This is a genomic window from Rheinheimera sp. UJ51 (assembly GCF_020819615.1).
In the GTDB taxonomy this organism is placed as follows: domain Bacteria; phylum Pseudomonadota; class Gammaproteobacteria; order Enterobacterales; family Alteromonadaceae; genus Alishewanella; species Alishewanella maricola.
In genome coordinates this window covers 57,971-74,652 of record NZ_JAJHOG010000003.1, presented here as the reverse complement: position 1 = coordinate 74,652, position 16,682 = coordinate 57,971, and the positions used below count along the sequence as shown (strand labels likewise).

Here is a 16,682-nt window from a genome sequence, read left to right as displayed (position 1 = left end):
AACGAGAAGTAAAGGCACCGCAAAAGCTCAGTTATTGAATACCGGTATAGCATAGAAAAAAAGCAGACATATTACACGACCTATTAACGCAAAGTAGCTCCAGCTGGTCGCATTGCGGCTATATTACAAGGGTTCAATCAGCGGACGCCCCTCACTGATCTTAATTCGAGAAGGGCTATGCTCACGTCGCGTACGCACACTCTGTGGTCCAAACTGCACTTCAACGGCAGAAAACAACTGCTGCGTAACCTTAATTTCTAAGGTTTGCAAAATTTGTTGGCGCTGCTCTTCAAGAGCTTTTACCTCAGTGATCAACGCTTTAACCAACTCTCGTTGTTGCTGAAAGTCCAGTTCAAACATTTGTAATTGCGGATCACCTTTACCCGCGGACGCTTTACGTAGTTGCTCAATTTGTGCTTTGCACTCTTCAAGCTCATGTCGACTCAACACCAACTGCTCTCGAAGTAAGCGTTGTTGTTCCAGTAAAGGCGTAATTAAGCGGTTTAATTGAATCATCACCGGACTATTCGACGGCGAACCGAGTTGACCGCAACTAAGGCCATTAGCCAGCAGATAATGACCACCGACAATTTTGCCGTTAATTTTATCCTCACTACCCGCCAAAACCGTTTTGGCTTCGACCTTGCAGTGCATTAAGTATTTACTGGCAAAGAGTGCCCCCTGACAATGTAATTCAGAGTATTGTGCTAACGCGCAATGAATATCGCCCTTGGCTTTAACAACCGTCGTAAAATGTTGATCCCCTTCACTGACTTGATGGCCAATAATAGAGCCATCAATCACCACATCACCACCGGCTTCGATCAATTCCCCTTCAACGACACCTTTGATGTAAACATTGCCACCTGCCAGCACTTTCATACCGGCTGCGACGTTACCGGTGATCACTACTGAGCCTTTAAAAATGATATGACCTGAGCCTAAATCGACTTGTGAGGTATTAAAAACGTCATCTACGGTTGCACCATGCTCAATTGAGCGAGGTAACCCTTCTTGCTTCGCCAGCAATAGGTTCGGGTCATTACTACTTAGCGCCACGCCACTGCCTAATTGCCATTCGATAATCTTACCAGGTTCAGCCGGCGTTTTTTCGCCGGTCACGGTATAGCCCGCCTCACCTAGCGTGGGGGGTAAGCGGCGCATCAAAGGATCGCCGGCAACGACAGAAGGGACACTGCCAAAATCACGCAAGTCCACTTTATGAATAGAATCGACCTGTGGTCGCTTACGTCTTACTACCATGTCAGGAATTAATGGATCAAAACGGGAATCCAAACCATCCTTAGCCAGTCGGCCGATGGCAATTTCAGCCTGTAGCTGCGCACCAGGCTCTGCCTGACTACTGGTTTGGATCAATTGTATAATCTGCTCTTTTTGAAAGCCAAAAACAATGCCAGCCTCTTGCGCCGCTTTCACCAATGCATTGGCAGCCAATGGCGCGCCGCCATACGCCGCAGTAACGGTCGCCGTAGCTGACATCTTGTCTTCAGATAATTGAAAAGTCACTTCTGCTGGGCGTTTTTCAGCAATGGGATAAACCAGCTCTTCGCTATTTTCAAGCAAAGTCTGTTGTTGAACTTGTTTACACAAGGGGGCGTATTCGGCTAGCAAGGCGTCGATTTGTGCTTGCAGCACAAAACAGCGGCCATAACCTGCGTCTATTAATGCTTTGCGGATCAGATCGGCACTGATAGCAGTAGCAGACACCGGCACCTTTATTATTATTTTAAGTTTGTGCTCAGTAAAATGCATAGGTAACCCGTTATCTCAGGTTAAAGATAAAACAAAAAGGAAACATGACACAGTCTAACAATAGCATTAGCCCTGCGATAAAGCAGGGTTATAGGGTGAAATACAGCGCTTTAGATATAATTATCCTGGTGTAAACGAATAAACATATCGGTGTCTTTTTTGGTGTAATCAATTTTATATTCTTTGTTATTTAACGCTTGGATAAACAACAATGTTTTTGTTTCACCAAATACATCAATACTGGACACATCAACCAGCTCCATGTATTGCTCTTTAGCTTCTAAGCGACTGCTTGGCACTTCATCTTCAAATACCTTAACGCCATGCCGAGTGACGATCAGCGTTGGGTTAGTATCATCATTGATGATAATCAAATCCAACTTCTTATTTTTATGAATAATGGTGTTACGGCCACTCACCAAAAATGCTTTGTCATAACTACTCATTTCAACCCTGCCAGCTAACTAGTATGGATGTATTATTATACACCACGACACAAGTGTCTAGTTATCATCGGGATGCAGTTGTTGCAGTCGTAACCGATTAATATCCTGACACCATTTGCGCACAGTAGCAGGTTCTGCATTAACTGGCACTAACAATTCAAAGCCACAAGCCGCCGTAATACGCTGCATACGTTGGGCAAAAATCGCTTTGACCCCATCATACTGCTGCTTAGCAGTGCTAAAATGATCTTTTTCACGCAGTAACTCTGTTGCGCACTGGCCGATACTGCAGCTTTGCTTGATGGCTTCTAAAAAAATAGGCCGTTGCTCAGTCATAATTTTCACGGCTAAACGTAACGGCAATTTTGCTAATACCGCATCATAATCCGTCACTTTAAAACCAATAAATGCCAGATCTTCGCCGCCAATGCTTGGCACGGCACTGTAACTAAAGGCTTGCCATGGCAATAGCCAGCTGCCGGCACGATGATGATAATGCACGCCCAGTTCATCACAATCGATACTGTATTTGGGCTCTGCTAATTTTGCCCAACCAATAAAAATCCCCATAAAACTGGCTATATACGCCACCGCTAGCAACCAATTAAATTGTTCGGCCAATAATAAGGTATAGATAAAAAGCACAAACAATGTGCCGACACTCAGCAGCAACAGTTTGGCTCCGCCACTGCTGGCTGAACCCGCTAGCGCTAATTTGCTCATTATGCTCTCCCCTTTCCCGCATTCTTTGCTTTATAGTCTGCCAGTGTTTGTTTGGTTTAAGCCAGCTAAAACTATATTTCAGCCACAATAACGGTTCAGATTTGCCGAAAAATCGTTCTGATACGACCAAGTGTAGTCAGATTGCGATAATAGGGAATCTGACAGGTCGATAATTCCATACAATAGCCAAGATGATTTTTCTTAACGTTCCGGAGTTCCCTTGGCGCAATTACATTCACGATTAATATGGTTCATTTTGTTAGCATTACTGTGTTTTGTTGGCTTTTTGTTCTGGCAATCCGGACAAGTTCAAGACGGCGGTCGTGGACCTGGCGGCGCAGTTTCGGTTAAAACGGCCCAAGTTGAAAGACATGAAATGAGTCGCGAAGTCGGCGCCATAGGCACCGGCATTGCCAATAACTCCATTCAACTCATTGCGCCAAGTAGCGAATTCTTAATTGAACTGAACGTCAGTGAAGGCAAAAAAGTCAATAAAGGCGAAATCATTGCCAAACTCAGTGACATTCAGCAAAAAGCCCGTGTGGCCGAGTTAAAAGCCGTGTTGGTAGAACAATCTCGGCAGTTGGATCGTTTGAAGAACTTAGCCAAAACCCAAGCCACCGCCCAATCGATGCTGGATGAACAACAAAGCCGCGTAAACAGCACGCAAGCGCAACTGGACATCGCCAGCAAGCAGCTGAACGATATGACCATCCGTGCGCCTTTCAGCGGTTTTTTAGGTTTACGCCAAGTTAGCCAAGGGGCTTACATCAATGCTGGCACTGTGATTACTAGCCTCGATGATATGCAAACGCTACGCGTGCAATTCAGTGTCGCAGAACGCTATCTTTCAGAAGTGGCCTTAGGTATGCCCTTAACCGTTACCAACGTAGCTTATCAGGACGAAACCTTCAGCGGCAAAGTCTCGGCCATTGATACGCGTTTAGATCCGGTCACGCGCTCGGTAACCGTGCATGGTGAAATTGACAACGCAAGCTTAAAACTGCGCCCAGGGATGTTACTGTCTGTGCGCTTACAACTTGAAAACCGTGAAGTGTTACGTATTTCTGAAAAAGCCTTAGTACCCCAGCAAAACCGTCAATATGTATATGTGGTCGATGCGGATAACAAAGTGATGCAAAAAGAAATCGAAATTGGCCAGCGCATTCCAGGTTGGGTAGAGATCTTGTCTGGGTTACGAGAAGGCGATGAAGTGATTGTTGAGGGCGTACAAAAGGTTCGCAACGGCATTACCATCAATAAAGTTGGAGGTTAAGGATGTGGTTATCTGATACCTCCGTTAAACGACCGGTTTTTGCCACTGTAATTAATATCTTATTGGTGATTTTCGGTATCGTTTGTTTCAGCATGCTGCCACTGCGTGAATACCCTGATATCGATTCACCGGTAGTCAGTATCAATACTAATTACCCAGGTGCTTCTGCTGAAATTGTTGAAAGTAAGATCACGCAATTGCTTGAAGATCGCATCAGCGGTGTCGAGGGCATTAAAAATATAAACTCCAGCAGCCGTAATGGCCGCTCAAGTATCACCATTGAATTTAACGTTGAACGTGATATTGATGCAGCCGCTAATGATGTGCGTGAACGCGTGTCTCGGGCACTGAACAACCTGCCGGATCAAGCGGATCCGCCAGAAGTATTCAAAGCAAACTCAGACGAAGATACCATTGCCTGGTTTGTCTTAAACAGCGAAAACATGACCACGCTGGAATTAACCGATTACGCTAACCGTTATATTGCTGAGCGTTTTTCAGTGGTAGATGGCGTGGCCCGTTTGCAATTCGGTGGCTCACGCGATTACGCTATGCGTATCTGGTTAGACCGCGATGCAATGGCGGCGCGTGGCGTCACCGTGCAAGATGTTGAATCTATTTTACGTGCTGAGAACGTCGAATTACCCGCCGGTAATATCAAATCCTTTGACCGTGATTTTACCGTGCGCGTGGTGCGCTCTTTCCGCTCGCAACAAGATTTTGAACGCTTAGTGGTCAAACGCGGAGCGAACAATTACTTAGTTCGTTTATCAGAAATCGCCGATGTCAGCTTGGCCGCTGAAGATGAAGAAGGTGAATTTCGCAGCGACGGTAAAAACATCCTCGGTATCGGCATTATTAAACAATCTAAAGCTAATACCCTGGAAGTGGTTCGCAATGCCCGCGCGGAAATGGAAAAGATTAAAGTCAATCTCCCGGCAGGCATGACCATTGAGCCAGGCTATGATTCTTCAGTATTTATCTCGGAGTCTATTAAAGAGGTATACAACACCTTAGGTATTGCCATGGGCATGGTTATTTTAGTGATATTCCTGTTCTTGGGTAATATCCGTGCCACCTTTATTCCAGCGATTACCGTACCGGTTGCCCTAGTCTCGGCCGTTACCGTGCTCTATGCATTAGATTTTTCAATTAACTTGCTGACCTTGCTAGCCATGGTGCTGTCTATCGGCTTAGTCGTTGATGATTCTATCGTCGTTTTAGAAAATATTTATCGGCGGATTGAGCAAGGTGAAGCGCCGTTACTGGCAGCCTATCGTGGTGCGCGTGAAGTTGGCTTTGCTGTAGTGGCAACCACGTTAGTACTGATCTCGGTGTTTGTACCACTTGTCTTTATGCAAGGTGAGCTAGGTAAACTCTTTACCGAGTTTGCGCTGGCGGTGGCCGCTGCCGTAGCGTTTTCCAGTGTGGTCGCACTCACCTTATCACCGATGCTTTGCAGCAAAATATTGTCGCACCGCAAACGTGAAAGTAGATTTGGCACTTGGTTACACAAGGCATTTGCCAAGCTAGAAAGCGCTTACCAACGTCAACTTGCCGTAGTGTGCACCAAGCGTTGGCCGGTCTTGGTGGTGGTCACGTTATGTTTTGTCGCCAGTGTACAATTAGTCAGAATGCTGCCAAGCGAGCTCGCGCCGCAAGAAGATCGCGGTACCTTCTTCGTGATGATGAGCCCCGCCGAAGGGGCAAGTTATCAAAGCAACAGCCGCAATATGCGCTTAATTGAAGATATTTTAACGCCTTATTATGAGGATGGGCAGCTGACTCGGATGCTATTGCGCGTTCCTGGTTGGGGTAACAGCGGTGGTATCGCCATTGTTGGTACTGAAAACTGGTATAACGGCAAACGCAAGACTCAAGATTTACTCACGGAAATAGGCAGCAAAGTAAACGAACTGCCTGACGTGCGAGCTTTTACGTTTATGCGCAGTGGCTTAGGCGGCGGTGGCGGCGGAAATCGCCCAATCCAGTTCGTTATTCAAGGCAATACCTATGAAGAATTAGCGCAATGGCGTGACATTATTCTGGCTAAAGCCGCTGAAAACCCGAACTTAATCATGCTGGATCATGATTATAAAGAAACCGTGCCGCAGATCTTAGTTGATATCGACATTGATCGCGCCGGTGATTTAGGCGTGTCGGTAGGTGCCATTGGCCGCTCACTGGAAGCCATGCTCGGTGGCCGCCGCGTCACCACCTTCTTAGACCGTGGTCGTGAATACGATGTGATTATCGAAGGCTTAGACGATGACTTCCGCGCGCCAACCAAAATCAGTAACGTTTATATTCGCTCGGATCGTAGCAACGAGTTAATTCCTTTAGATAACTTAGTGACGCTACGTGAAGAAGCCACAGCTTCTAGCCTAAACCGTTACAACCGGATGCGCTCGATTACCATCACAGGCAGTATGGCGGCGGGTTACAGCCTGGGCGAAGCACTGGAGTATCTGCAAAATATCGTCAAAACGGATATCAATGACACTGTGGGTGTTGACTACAAAGGCGAGTCGTTACTCTATCAAGAAAGCGGTCGCTCTACAGCACTGGTATTCGTGTTAGCACTGATTATCACTTATTTGGTGTTAGCCGCACAATTTGAAAGCTTTATTCACCCACTGGTGATCATGGTCACGGTGCCTCTTGGCTTAGTGGGTGCCTTGTCAGGCCTTTACTTTGCCGGCATGACACTGAACATCTATAGCCAAATCGGTTTAGTGATGCTGATCGGTTTAGTGGCGAAGAACGGTATTTTGATTGTGGAATTTGCTAACCAATTACGCGATGCCGGAGTGGCGTTTGAAGATGCCGTGAAACGTGCTGCAGCGCAACGTTTGCGCCCAATCGTGATGACCGCTTTTACTACGGTGATGAGTAGCTTACCGCTGGTATTGGCAACCGGCCCTGGCTCTGAAAGCCGCATGGTTATAGGTATGGTTATTTTAGCCGGCGTTGCCTTAGCAACCTTATTAACCATCTATGTGGTACCGGTGGTCTATATTGCTATTGCACGCAATACAGGTTCACCACGCTCGATTAGTCGTAAGCTAGAAGAACTCGAATTAGCCGCGCCTGATGAGCACGCCGCTGACGAGGTGGTGCCAAAATAAGGCCTAACTGCCGTTGATTGATCACAAACGGGAGCTTAAGGCTCCCGTTTTTATTGTCTGGATAGCTAAGTTAACATGCTGCGCGCATCCGTTAACTTAGCCACGCCATACATTGAACCGCAGGGTTAAAACAGCATTGTCAGCCCGTTATTCATGTGTCAGTGGTGCGATAGAAAGAGCCACGCCATACATTGAACAGCAGGGTTAAAACAGCATTGTCAGCCCGTTATTCATGTGACAGTTGTGCGATAGAAAGAGCCGCGCCATGCATTGAACAACAGGGTTAAAACAGCATTGTCAGCCCGTTATTCATGTGTCAGTGGTGCGATAGAAAGAGCCACAACACGAAGGGATAATTGCATTGAAATGATATCAATAAGACCGCGTAATACCACGTGGCCTTATTTAACAACGCCTTAGCGTAGCGCAACAGTATCCGAACGTATAAAGTTTGCTAACACGGGTTGATGCTGCTGCGCCCATTGCCGTAATTCACGATCATCGCCGCTGGTAATTTGCGCGATAAATGCGCTTGATAAAGCCTGTGTAGCCGCTTTAATCACTTGCTGCTGAGGCGCAGAGTCACCACTACGTCGCCAATTGGTAAAAATATTATGACTGCCGGCACTGAACACGGCCAATACTTTGTATTGACTGCCCATAGCGTAATACAGCTCAAGCCGATCTTGTGGTGCAGAGTAAAAACCAGGCACTGTGATTTCATCTTCGGTGGTGGTGATGTGCAGCGTTGGGATCCTGACATCGGATAGTACCTGAGACAGCGGCTGTTTATTGTAAAAAGGCGGGGCTGAAATCAAAATGGCCGCCGTGATCCGTTCATCCTTTAGGCTAACCAAACGGCCATCCTGCTTCACCTGTGCCCCACTTAATAACATAGCGGTGTTAGCACCATAAGAATGTCCAGCCATCACAATATGCTGCTGGTCAAACTGTCCGGCATACTCTGAGGCTAGAATGTGATCTAAAGCGAATTTCACATCCTCTACCCGAGCCAGTGCTTCAGTATCATCGGCCGCATCCATTAAACGAAAGGGTAATAATAAACGGCTACCTCGCCACACTTTGCGATCGCTGCCAACATGCTGTAAATGCAAACTCGCAAACCCCTGACTTGCCCAATATTGCCCCAGATAAGCATAACGCTCTTTTGAGCCGCCTAAACCATGTGAGAACACGATTAAGGCTTTCGCCTGTTGTGCTGCAGCCGGTTTGAACAATAATGCTGGTACACTGCGTTCACGAGCCGGATCCAGCCATTCAAAACTGATTTGTTCAACATCACGCGACAAATTTTCGGCAACACTCAGTGCTTGCTGTACTGAGGGTAAACTTAACTGTTGCTGCCAAGCCACATTGTTGACCGGCTGTTTTTGCGAACAAGCCGTTAGCGTTAACAGTAAGAGTCCAAGGCAACTGCCCAGTGTTAAGGCTTGATGCTTGCTGAAAAAACGCATAAGGATCCTCTTGCTTGAATTGATGATAAGTTTCGCTAACGAGCGTCTCAGTTCAGATCAGCGACATGGCGCACAAAAAAACGGTAAGCTTTAATAAGGTAGCGCTTGCCCATCCCAATTGAGTAATTGACCGGATTGCTCTGGGCTTAAGCCTGCGATAATCGGCAATAAACGCTCCGCGGTGGCATGCGCGCTTTGTAACTGCCCTTCGGGTAAATTTCGCTGAAATGGCGCAGATAGCGCCGTATCCGTGGTGCCGGGATGTAAACTGACTAAACTGGCCGTTTTGTTATAGCGCGCCAGTTCAATACTGGTTGTTTTCACCAACATATTCAGCGCTGCCTTGCTCATCCGATAGCTGTACCAGCCTCCTAACTGATTATCCGTAATACTGCCCACTTTGGCACTGAGCACGGCTAATTTGATATGGGGCAGTTTTTGGATAAAAGGAAACAAAGACTGTAAATACAAGGCCGGACTCATAATATTAACCTGAAAACTTTGCTGCATCGCTTGAGCGCTCAGTTGCCGGATGGTTTTCTCTGGCTGCATACTATCGCCGTGCAACCAGCCTTGACATAACACGATAGCCGTCACCGGTTGGCTAAAAATAGTCGTCAATACCGATGCCGTCTCAGGCGCATCGGCCTGCTGCAGCGTATACCACGCCAGATTTGCTACTTTTTCGGTTAGCGGTTGTCGGCTGATTGCCGACACGCGCTTGCCCTGAGCCAATAACTGATCAACAAAAGCACGGCCAATACCGCCGCTTGCACCAATAATAAGCCAATGTTCAGCCATGCTGGATCCTTTGAGCTAATTCATAACCACTTAGCCAGGCATTTTCAACCCGACCACCACGTGTCCAATCGCCGGCTAACCACAAACCCGGCGCTATTGCATCTTGGAAATGACTATCTGGCACCTGCTGTTGCTGGGCATACAGCCAACGATGGCATAACGCATGACTCACCGCCACGCTCTGCTTGGTCAAGCCTAAAATTCCGCTTAAGGCATGCTGAGCGTGTTGCTGCCAAAAAACAGCGTCTTGCTCTAAATGCTGTTGGCTAAACTCAGGCGTAAAATGCACCAGCCAATTTTCAGCGACGCTGCGTCCAGGCTTACTGTTTTGCCGACTGATCCAACTGACACCAAATGCCTGATCCTTAACAAAAATACCACCGGCGGCATGCTGCGTAGCCTTACTTAGTTGTAAACTCACGGCCCAGCAAGGTTGTAATAAACGGGTGGGTAACGTCACCGCTAATGCCGCTGGTAATAATGCGGCAGCTTGCGCTGGTGGGATCGCCAAGATCACCTGAGAAAAGGGTCCATACTGTTCAGCGTGCTCGTTTTGAATAAACCAGCCCTCTGCCGTGTTTGTTATGGTGCTGACACGGCAGTTAAAGTGGCATTCTAAGGTGTCGGCCATCGCGCGAAGTGGGCTGTGCATCGCCGGCGTACCAATAAAGCGTTGCTCAGCATCGGGGGAAGCCGCTAATTGCCCAGCACGATATTGATACATGGGTGCTAACCAACGATTGACCACCCCTTGCTTTAACCACTGTGTAACTTGCTGCTGAAATAAAGGCTGCCGCGCCGTAAAATATTGGGCGCCGAGATCTAAATAGCCTTCAGCACTGCGCTTACTGCTCATGCGGCCACCGGCGCCGCGTGCTTTATCGAATACCGCAACCTGATGTCCCGCTTGTTGCAGCGCATAGGCACAACTTAGCCCAGCCATTCCGGCACCAATTACTGCCAACGTCATTATTACTCCGGCGTGTTATAATCTATTAAGTTTTACATTACGTATTAGCCGACAGGCACGATCAACGGTTGATGCAAGGAGAAGAGATGAGTACACAGATTGCCACGTTCGGCGCAGGCTGTTTTTGGTGTTTAGAAGCAGCGTTAAATGAAGTCACCGGTGTACACGCGGCCATCAGCGGTTACATGGGAGGCCACACCCTCAATCCTGATTATCAAAGCATCTGCACCGGTGAAACCGGCCACGCGGAAGTGGTACAAGTGAGTTATGACGATAGCCAGATCAGCTTTAAACAACTATGTCAGCTGTTTTTTAGCTTACATAACCCTACCCAACTTAACCGCCAAGGCAATGATGTCGGCACTCAGTACCGCAGCGTTATTTTTAGCCATAACGCGGAGCAAGCAGCCGAAGCCGCGGCGATAATAAGCGAGCTTGAACAACAACAGTTATTTGAACAACCCATTGTGACCGAGATCAGCCCGGCCAGTGTGTTTTATCCTGCAGAAAGTTATCATCAAGGCTATTATTTGCAAAACCCACAGCAAGGCTACTGTCATTGGGTCATTTCACCGAAAATGTCAAAATTTCGCAGCCAATTTCAGCATCTATTAAAATAAATCCAGCGCCGACTGCAGCCTAGTGATAACAACCTAGGTGGCAAATGCAGCGCTGGGTTTCTCTTTAGCGTTTAATCACTAAGCGGTTAAGGCAATTTATATTGCAGGCTTAAACCAAAGTTTACACCGGCTGTTTCATAACCCGAACTGGTTTGATAATGTTTATCAAACAGGTTATCCACCTTAGCACTGAGCGATAAAGCTGGGGATAATGCATAGCTACCACCCACGCCAAACACAGTAAAGCCCCCTAGATATGGGCTACTAGCATACTCACCTTGATAAGTATCGCTTTGGTAATCCGCCGTCAAAAATGCCGATAACTGCTGCCATTGTTGTGTTAAGCGCCAATTCACACTGTGCTCAGGTCGGCGCGCTAACCGCTGCCCAGTCAAGGTGTTTTCAGTGTCCAACCAGCTATAACTGACACTTTGCTGTAACGAATCCCAACGCAGATCAACACTGAATTCCACGCCAGAAATTTTGGCACGTTCAATGTTTTGTGGCGTGTAGGTCGCAAAATCAAACTGGATCAGATTATCGACATCTTGCTTAAACCAGGCTAACTGCAACGTCGCTGCGGCTAACTGATAACTCAGTGCAATTTCATCCGACAAGGTACTTTCTGGTTGTAAATCGGGATTGGCACTACCAGGATAATACAAGTCGTTAAAGGTCGGCGCTTTAAAAGCCGAGCCCCGGCTCACTCTGAGCTGCATCGCATCACTGAGATCAACACCTGCGGCTAATTGCCAGGTCGTGTTACCACCGTATTGCTCGGTAAGGTCGCGGCGCACGGCCCCGTCTAAACGCAAGCCTTGCGCAGCAAATTGTAAACCAGCAAAGGCGGCACGATTAAGGCGATTATCCTTCACATAGGCTACGCCAGAGCGTGCAACGCTTTCTTGATACCAGTTCACGCCCGCTAAACCCGATAGGCTATCTGTCAATGCGGTGGTTGCCTGATAGTTAAATTCATCGCGCTCAGTCACATAAGGGCTTTGCGAAACAGGCCCATAAGTCGTGTCATCATCCAGCGTTCGGCTGAATTGTGCTTGATGTTGCCATGATCCTTGCTGATGTTCCCAGCCCAACAAATAACTGCGGTTTAACGTTTCCGCTTGATCTTCACTGCCCCAGGCCGTATCAAACTGATAAAAACCGGAGTTAACATCCACCTGACCACGCCAAAGACCAAACCCTGTTTGATAGGCTGCAGCCAGTTTGGCAAAACGTTGTTGGTAACCATCACGATCGTTATCTAAATCGTTACGCACATTAAAACCATCGGCCCGGCTATACCCCGCACTGGCACTCAAGGTCAGATCACCCTGTTGTTGACTGGCATTAATACCAGCACCAGCCTGCCCATAACTGCCAACATCCGCAGTTAATTCCACGCCGCGGGCTTGACGAGTAGTAATAGCAATCACACCAGCTAAGGCGTCAGCACCATACCATGCCGCTCGCGGACCACGGATCACTTCTATGCGTTCAATTAACGCTAAGGGCAACATCGATAAGGTTTTATAACCCAAGGTGGCAGAGCCACTGCGCACGCCGTCAATCAATACGAGCGTATGACCATTATTCCCGCCACGCAAATACAAACCGCTATTTTGGCCACGGCCACCGTCACGAGAAATCGTAATACCGGGTAATTGCGCTAATAAAGCAGGTAAATCACTGGCTTGACGAGCCTCAATATCTGCACGATCTAGCACCGAAACACTGGCTAACACTTCGGAGGCGGCTAAAGGGGTGCGATTAGCGTAAACACTGATATGTTCGACCGCGTCAGTCGCGGATACAGCAGTAGGCACGGCTGACAAAAGCAGCGCCCAAGAAGGTTTAAACATAGATACTCCAGCAATGTGCCCACCGCACATTTCTTTGGTTTGTAGGACTTTTAGGCCGGTCTCCGGGCTAACAACCTGCTGATGCGAGTATTTCGCCTTCCCATCTTGCGACAGTGGCGGATGAAATACTTTAAGTTGCTTACCGTTGCGGGGGCAGCTCTGGTTTTACACCAGATTCCCGTTTAACTTGGTCGATGACGTTAAAAAGCAGCGACCAAGCACCTAAAAAAGCGGCGGCTCTATCAAGAGCCGCCGCAAGTTTACGCTGAATCAGCGTTAAGTCAATAGACTTCTAGAAGTCTTAACTGCAAATCAATCGCGAAAGTTGGTAAATTGAAAAGCTTGCTCTAATTCAGCTGCACGCACCGCCGCGATAGCTTCTTGTAAATCATCGCGCTTTTTACCAGTAACGCGCACTTGATCGCCTTGAATAGCGGCTTGCACTTTTAACTTATTGTCTTTAATCAATTTAACTAACTTTTTCGCCATATCTGTTTCGATACCTTGGCGCAGCGATAACGCTAAACTGTAGGTTTTACCCGAGTGCACCACATCGCCTTCTTTAAAAGAGCGCACATCTAGATTGCGTTTCACCGCTTTGGCAAAAAAGATTTCGAGCATTTGCTGTAACTGAAACTCTGCCTCAGCCACCATGTTAATTTGTTTATCTTTGAGGGTAAATTCAGCATTTACGCCGCGAAAATCAAAACGCGTTTGTAATTCACGGTTAGCATTATCAACCGCATTTAGTACCTCTTGCTGGTCAACTTCAGAAACTATATCAAAAGCGGGCATCTTGCTCTCCTATCTCGGTCTATGCTGGTGATTATAACCAGAAAACTGCTACAATCCGAGCCCCATTTATCGGAGATGAGAACGTGCCGCAATCGTTTTATCGCTTTTTGTTTTTATTATGTCTGCTGTTAGCCACTTTTGGCTTTATGGCCGAGATTAACGGCCACAAGCTTGCTGGCGAGTTGTCTTTTTTTAAAATTGAAAATCTCGATAAAGTGGCCCATTTTGGTATTTTCTTTGTACTCAGTGGCTTAATTTGGAAAGGCTTTCGAGCAGTGTTTTGGAAGATCCTACTTTTACTGGCAATCTATGGCGCCTTAATTGAAGTGATACAAGAAAACTATACGCGACGAACTGGCGATTTTTGGGATTGGGTAGCTGATATGGCTGGGGTTTTAACCTTTTTTGTTGTGCGTAAACTGTGGCATTTATGGCGACCACGCAGCAAGCGTTAAACTGGACCGTCGTTGGCCAAGGCGCTATTGGCCTGCTTGCTGCCTGTCGTTGGCAACAGGCTAATACGCCAGTACGTTTGTGGTTGCGTCAACCTAAATCGTTAAGCGTGCGCTTTTTGGCGCTAGATCACACCGAGCAACAATGCCATTTTCAAGCGGCAGTCTCCCCCATCCATGCCTTGTTTTTACCAGTAAAAGCCTATGCCGTTACCGAGGCCTTAGCCCAACTACAACCTCATCTCACTGACAACGCCCAAATTGTCGTTTCCCATAATGGTATGCCAGACCTTGCGGCTTTGCGGCAATTTGCACGGGCTAAGCAAGGGATCTGGTTTTTAACGACTAGCCATGGTGCCTTACGACAAGCAGAGCAGATCCGCCATACCGGCCAAGGTAAAAGTATGCTCAGCCCACTGAATGAGGCCGCGAGTGCACAACGCAAAGCCGTTTTCACGGCTTTAAATCAGGCCTTAGGCCCGTTAACTGTCACCGAGAATAGCATAGCGGCTTTATGGCAAAAGCTGGCGATTAATGCGGCTATTAACCCGCTCACTGCAGTGTTAAATTGTAAAAATGGTGCTTTAGCGGCGGCAGAGCATCAACCTCAATTGCAGCAAATTGTCACCGAAGTCTGTCAGCTGGCGTCGCTTGAACAAGTTGATTTGCCGTTTGCGGCAACCTTTGCGCAAGTGCAACAGGTGATCACCGCGACGGCCAATAACTATTCATCAATGCAGCAAGATCATTACCATGGCCGCCCCACCGAGCTTAGCGTGATCACCGGCTTTATTGTCGCCACGGCGGCAAAACATCAGCTAGCGGTTCCGGCCAATCAAGCGCTATGGCAAGCGCTGCAAGATAATTAAGGCCGATACACTGCAACATTGTTAAATCCCATCTCTTGCAGCAATAAAGCCTGCAAACGACTCATCACGCCACGTTCACAATAACAGTAATATTGCTGTTGCTGATCTAACTGTGCAAACGCCGTGGCTAAACGGTAAAACGGAATGGTCAATACCTGATGCTGCTGTAATTGCAGTGGCCGCGCGTCGACTTCGTCGTGACTGCGAATATCTAACACGATCGCGTTAGCCGGTAATATCGTCTCGGTAGCGATAACACCCGCTTGTTGTTCTGCTTGATATTCAACGGTTCGAATATCGAGGATTTTAGCTTGCTCAATGGCTTGATTTATCCTGCGCGGATCGAGCTGTGCTTCGGCTGTGATAACCTCGCTGAGGATGGCATTCACCGTCGGATTTTGTGAAATCACGCCACAATATTCCGGCATACTTCCCGCCAACTCGGCCACACCAATTTGTCGTGCTAAATCCACAATATCTTGTTTGTCATGATTAATAAGCGGCCGTAAAACTAAGCTGGGGCTCGCTTGATCGATCACGGCCAAGTTAGCCAGAGTTTGACTTGCAACCTGGCCAATACTCTCACCGGTGACCACTGCCGAGATCCCAAGCTTTTCAGCCATAGCACTGGCTACCTGCATCATCAGGCGTTTTAAAACGACCCCCATTAAACCCGTGGGTACATGTTCCAAAATATCTGCGACAACGGGGGCAAAGTCGACACTGACAAACTTCACCCGATGCGAGGCCGCATAGGTTTTCCATAGATAAAAGGCGATTTCGCGCACACCGTTCTCATGTGCTGCACCGCCTAAATTAAAGAACAGATAATGCGTGCGTAAACCCTTGCGGATCATTAAATAACTGGCAACAGCCGAATCAAAGCCGCCCGAGATCAACGACAAGGCATCCGATTGCGATGGGATCGGTAAGCCGCCCATGCCTGAAAAGCTCTCGGTGACCAGTAAAAATTGCTGCTGTTTAATCTCTAATTTAATCTCTAAGTCAGGCTGCTTTAATTGCACTCGCGCGCTACTTACTAATTGGTTTAAGCCGCCACCAATATAACGCTCGGCGTCGAGTGAACTAAATTCATGTTCCCCTTGGCGTCTCACCCTAACACAAAAGCTTTTGTTGACAATTTGAGCTTGATAAACCGCCGCAACTTGCTGAAAAAGATCGGCTAAATCAGTGAACTGGCGCGTTTGCATCTGAGCAAAGGTAACAATACCGGGAATACATTTTAAACGGGTAATTAATTCTTGGCGCCAAGCGCTCGTCTCGTATTGGCTAGTGACTGTTAGGTGGTCAAAATAACCGGTGACTTTCACTTTATGCGGCAGATGTTTTAGTAAGGTTCTGAGATTCTGCTCCACCAGCAACGTTTGACGCTTGCGCACCGACTTACTTTTGATGGCGATTTCAGGATGCAACTTAATAATAAATTCGAGCATGATGGGCGCATTTAGCTAACAATGTTGCGCATTATAACTAA

At 47.5% G+C, this 16,682-nt stretch carries 14 protein-coding genes and 1 riboswitch; of the genes, 5 read left to right on the top strand and 9 right to left on the bottom strand.

The window, feature by feature from the left end; translation table 11 throughout:
* Positions 1–123: 123 nt before the first annotated feature.
* From LMJ53_RS04380 to LMJ53_RS04370, 3 genes are all read right to left on the bottom strand, one after another.
* The gene (locus tag LMJ53_RS04380; RefSeq protein WP_229584973.1) at positions 124–1,728 is read right to left on the bottom strand and encodes a FapA family protein; all 1,605 of its coding nucleotides are present in this window, start codon (positions 1,726–1,728) and stop codon (positions 124–126) included.
* A 155-nt stretch (positions 1,729–1,883) separates the two neighbouring features.
* Positions 1,884–2,219, bottom strand: coding sequence for a hypothetical protein (locus LMJ53_RS04375; protein ID WP_229584972.1), 336 nt, complete (start codon positions 2,217–2,219; stop codon positions 1,884–1,886).
* A gap of 57 nt (positions 2,220–2,276) precedes the next feature.
* Positions 2,277–2,942: a DUF2982 domain-containing protein gene (locus tag LMJ53_RS04370; protein WP_229584971.1), complete on the bottom strand. Its 666-nt coding sequence runs from the start codon at positions 2,940–2,942 to the stop codon at positions 2,277–2,279.
* Positions 2,943–3,162: 220 nt separating this feature from the next.
* Between LMJ53_RS04370 and LMJ53_RS04365 the strand changes: the two genes are divergently transcribed.
* Together LMJ53_RS04365 and LMJ53_RS04360 are read left to right on the top strand one after the other, a co-directional pair.
* Positions 3,163–4,218, top strand: a complete 1,056-nt coding sequence (locus LMJ53_RS04365) for an efflux RND transporter periplasmic adaptor subunit (protein ID WP_229584970.1) — start codon at positions 3,163–3,165, stop codon at positions 4,216–4,218.
* A 2-nt stretch (positions 4,219–4,220) separates the two neighbouring features.
* On the top strand, positions 4,221–7,346 hold the full coding sequence (locus LMJ53_RS04360) for an efflux RND transporter permease subunit (protein ID WP_229584969.1): 3,126 nt from the start codon (positions 4,221–4,223) through the stop codon (positions 7,344–7,346).
* Between the two features lie 416 nt (positions 7,347–7,762).
* Here LMJ53_RS04360 and LMJ53_RS04355 read toward each other — a convergent pair whose 3' ends face one another.
* The 3 genes from LMJ53_RS04355 to LMJ53_RS04345 all read right to left on the bottom strand — a co-directional run bounded on the left by LMJ53_RS04355 (position 7,763) and on the right by LMJ53_RS04345 (position 10,592).
* Positions 7,763–8,821, bottom strand: a complete 1,059-nt coding sequence (locus LMJ53_RS04355) for an alpha/beta hydrolase family protein (RefSeq protein WP_229584968.1) — start codon at positions 8,819–8,821, stop codon at positions 7,763–7,765.
* 90 nt (positions 8,822–8,911) lie between these two features.
* On the bottom strand, positions 8,912–9,622 hold the full coding sequence (locus tag LMJ53_RS04350; RefSeq protein WP_229584967.1) for an SDR family NAD(P)-dependent oxidoreductase: 711 nt from the start codon (positions 9,620–9,622) through the stop codon (positions 8,912–8,914).
* Complete coding sequence (locus tag LMJ53_RS04345) at positions 9,615–10,592, bottom strand: NAD(P)/FAD-dependent oxidoreductase (RefSeq protein ID WP_229584966.1); 978 nt, start codon at positions 10,590–10,592, stop codon at positions 9,615–9,617. The genes LMJ53_RS04350 and LMJ53_RS04345 overlap by 8 nt, the downstream gene beginning before the upstream one ends.
* 86 nt (positions 10,593–10,678) lie before the next feature.
* Here LMJ53_RS04345 and msrA point away from each other — a divergent pair, with 86 nt between their 5' ends.
* Positions 10,679–11,212: a peptide-methionine (S)-S-oxide reductase MsrA gene (gene msrA, locus LMJ53_RS04340; RefSeq protein WP_229584965.1), complete on the top strand. Its 534-nt coding sequence runs from the start codon at positions 10,679–10,681 to the stop codon at positions 11,210–11,212.
* Positions 11,213–11,298: 86 nt separating this feature from the next.
* Here msrA and LMJ53_RS04335 read toward each other — a convergent pair whose 3' ends face one another.
* Together LMJ53_RS04335 and LMJ53_RS04330 are read right to left on the bottom strand one after the other, a co-directional pair.
* The gene (locus LMJ53_RS04335) at positions 11,299–13,071 is read right to left on the bottom strand and encodes a TonB-dependent receptor domain-containing protein (protein WP_229584964.1); all 1,773 of its coding nucleotides are present in this window, start codon (positions 13,069–13,071) and stop codon (positions 11,299–11,301) included.
* A gap of 35 nt (positions 13,072–13,106) precedes the next feature.
* Positions 13,107–13,312, bottom strand: a riboswitch (cobalamin riboswitch).
* Between the two features lie 71 nt (positions 13,313–13,383).
* A complete protein-coding gene (locus LMJ53_RS04330) occupies positions 13,384–13,866 on the bottom strand; it encodes a YajQ family cyclic di-GMP-binding protein (RefSeq protein WP_226749841.1) in 483 nt (160 codons plus the stop codon).
* An 83-nt stretch (positions 13,867–13,949) separates the two neighbouring features.
* Here LMJ53_RS04330 and LMJ53_RS04325 point away from each other — a divergent pair, with 83 nt between their 5' ends.
* Positions 13,950–14,321, top strand: a complete 372-nt coding sequence (locus tag LMJ53_RS04325) for a VanZ family protein (protein ID WP_229584963.1) — start codon at positions 13,950–13,952, stop codon at positions 14,319–14,321.
* Entirely contained in the window at positions 14,297–15,187 is an 891-nt protein-coding gene (locus tag LMJ53_RS04320) for a ketopantoate reductase family protein (RefSeq protein WP_229584962.1), read from the top strand. The genes LMJ53_RS04325 and LMJ53_RS04320 overlap by 25 nt, the downstream gene beginning before the upstream one ends.
* On the opposite strand, the gene thiI is transcribed toward LMJ53_RS04320, so the two are convergent.
* Positions 15,184–16,641, bottom strand: a complete 1,458-nt coding sequence (thiI, locus tag LMJ53_RS04315; RefSeq protein ID WP_229584961.1) for a tRNA uracil 4-sulfurtransferase ThiI — start codon at positions 16,639–16,641, stop codon at positions 15,184–15,186. The two genes, LMJ53_RS04320 and thiI, sit on opposite strands and share 4 nt — an antisense overlap.
* Positions 16,642–16,682: the final 41 nt, after the last annotated feature.

Coding starts and splice junctions, on each gene's coding strand:
- LMJ53_RS04350 (WP_229584967.1), bottom strand. CDS start 9,622: ATGGCTGAACATTGGCTTATTATTGGTGCAAGCGGCGGTATTGGCCGT.
- LMJ53_RS04370 (WP_229584971.1), bottom strand. CDS start 2,942: ATGAGCAAATTAGCGCTAGCGGGTTCAGCCAGCAGTGGCGGAGCCAAA.
- LMJ53_RS04345 (WP_229584966.1), bottom strand. CDS start 10,592: ATGACGTTGGCAGTAATTGGTGCCGGAATGGCTGGGCTAAGTTGTGCC.
- LMJ53_RS04375 (WP_229584972.1), bottom strand. CDS start 2,219: ATGAGTAGTTATGACAAAGCATTTTTGGTGAGTGGCCGTAACACCATT.
- LMJ53_RS04355 (WP_229584968.1), bottom strand. CDS start 8,821: ATGCGTTTTTTCAGCAAGCATCAAGCCTTAACACTGGGCAGTTGCCTT.
- LMJ53_RS04320 (WP_229584962.1), top strand. CDS start 14,297: ATGGCGACCACGCAGCAAGCGTTAAACTGGACCGTCGTTGGCCAAGGC.
- LMJ53_RS04335 (WP_229584964.1), bottom strand. CDS start 13,071: ATGTTTAAACCTTCTTGGGCGCTGCTTTTGTCAGCCGTGCCTACTGCT.
- thiI (WP_229584961.1), bottom strand. CDS start 16,641: ATGCTCGAATTTATTATTAAGTTGCATCCTGAAATCGCCATCAAAAGT.
- LMJ53_RS04330 (WP_226749841.1), bottom strand. CDS start 13,866: ATGCCCGCTTTTGATATAGTTTCTGAAGTTGACCAGCAAGAGGTACTA.
- msrA (WP_229584965.1), top strand. CDS start 10,679: ATGAGTACACAGATTGCCACGTTCGGCGCAGGCTGTTTTTGGTGTTTA.
- LMJ53_RS04360 (WP_229584969.1), top strand. CDS start 4,221: ATGTGGTTATCTGATACCTCCGTTAAACGACCGGTTTTTGCCACTGTA.